At 64.1% G+C, this 1555-nt stretch carries 2 protein-coding genes and 1 pseudogene; all 3 read right to left on the bottom strand.

Annotated elements, in window-relative coordinates; genetic code table 11:
* A partial coding sequence (locus EN939_RS33610) for a YkvA family protein (RefSeq protein ID WP_164751488.1) occupies window positions 1-256 on the bottom strand: 256 nt, incomplete at its 3' end.
* 90 nt (window positions 257-346) lie between these two features.
* Window positions 347-529: a hypothetical protein gene (locus EN939_RS33605; protein ID WP_013528612.1), complete on the bottom strand. Its 183-nt coding sequence runs from the start codon at window positions 527-529 to the stop codon at window positions 347-349.
* A gap of 125 nt (window positions 530-654) precedes the next feature.
* Window positions 655-1555: pseudogene (locus tag EN939_RS33600) on the bottom strand (transcriptional regulator); the annotation flags it as partial.

Genomic DNA, 1555 nt, shown 5'->3' with positions numbered 1-1555 from the left:
TCTTTCTGTGTTCCGCCATCACCTCGGGCGGTATCATCCTGACCACGGCAAGGACGCCCAAAGGGACAAGGATGACGTCGTCGAGATAGCCGATCACCGGAATGAAATCGGGGATCAGGTCGATTGGCGACAAGGCATAGCTTGCAACACACACGGCAAGCGCCTTGGCGTACCAGGGCGTTCGGGGATCGCGAGCGGCGAGGTAGAGCGCATGCACATCGCGCTTGATCGTTCGGGCCCACTCATTCAGTGCCATCGGATGATTTTAGCGCCAAATGAAAACCGCCGATAGCGCACGCCAGGCGCCCGCCTCCGACAGCATCTCGAAGAGCCGATGACCGCCGGTCTACCGCACGGAGCCGGTGACGGTCGGGTCGATCATGCTGGGAACGGATTTGCGTTCGTTGCCGGCAAGCGCCGCTATGATCAGCAGGCTGGCAACCACCGGGACAAACAGGATGGCAACGCGAGCTTGCACGTAGAATATGGCGCGCCATTCATTGCGCTTGTCGGGGCTGTTGCTCATCATACTCACTTTGTCGTCCCCCACGCGGTGACATAGCCGCAAACAGTTAAACAACTCCTTCCGACTTCGTTAACCCGGCGGAATTGAGGCGAAATTCCCAGGCGATCCCAGAGATGGCGAGCCAGGCTTCAGTTCAGCCCGATAAGCCTGGCGCCCTGCCGGAACAGCGCCACGGCGTCCGGCTCGAAGCGGAAGGTGCCGATGAAATCGTCGGCGCAATAGTCCGGCCTTGTCTTGCGAATGGCGGCGGCGAAGCCGCGCGCCTCGTCGAGCCGTCCGGCCAGCGCCAGGCAGTGCGCGGCGATCGCCAGTATGATGGCGTGGGCGTTGGGCCGCGCCGCCGCCTTCAGCGCCCATTCGGCCGCTTCCTCGAACTGGCCGAGCCGGACATGCGCCATGGCGCGTGCGCCCAGCATGCCGAACAGCAGCGGGTCGAACGGGCTGAGATGGCGCGAATGATCCGAAGAGCCTATCGCCGCTCGCGGGTCGCCCGACTGCGAATGCACGAAGGACAGCGCGTAGTGGCCAAGCGCGAAGTTGGGGCTGAGATCGACAGCCCGCTCGAGTTCGAGCAGCGAGCCGTCCTGCTCGCCGCGCAGCCACAGCGCCCGGCCCATCGCCCAATGCGCGGCCGGATTGTGGTCGTCGACCAGCAGGCTGTGTCCGGCGCTCTCGAAGGCCAGCGCGCTTTCGCGGTCGCGGTCGCCCCAGCGCTGGAAGGCGTTCTGCCAGTGGGTGAAGGACAGGCCGGCATAGGCGCGGGCAAAGGTCGGGTCGAGCTGCAAGGCCTGGGCAAAGAAATGCCGCGCCTGTTCGTTTTCCGCCTGGGTGAAGCGGTACATGTGCCAGAGGCCGCGATGGTAGGCTTCCCAGGCGTTGAGCGAGTTGGGCGCCTTCAGCATGGCGCGGTTGCGCTCGACGGTTTCGATCTCGGCCGAGATCGAGGAGACGATACTGTTGCCGATGTCGTCGAGCACGGAAAAGATGTCATCGGGCCTGCGCTCGAAGGTCTCGGCCCAGACGATCCTG

The sequence above is a fragment of the Mesorhizobium sp. M7A.F.Ca.CA.002.05.1.1 genome (assembly GCF_003998335.1).
Taxonomy (GTDB): domain Bacteria; phylum Pseudomonadota; class Alphaproteobacteria; order Rhizobiales; family Rhizobiaceae; genus Mesorhizobium.
This window is presented reverse-complemented; position numbering and strand designations above follow the sequence as displayed.

What these genes read in the sequence shown, in the direction of transcription:
- EN939_RS33605 (WP_013528612.1), bottom strand. Translation starts at nt 529, where the DNA reads ATGATGAGCAACAGCCCCGACAAGCGCAATGAATGGCGCGCCATATTC.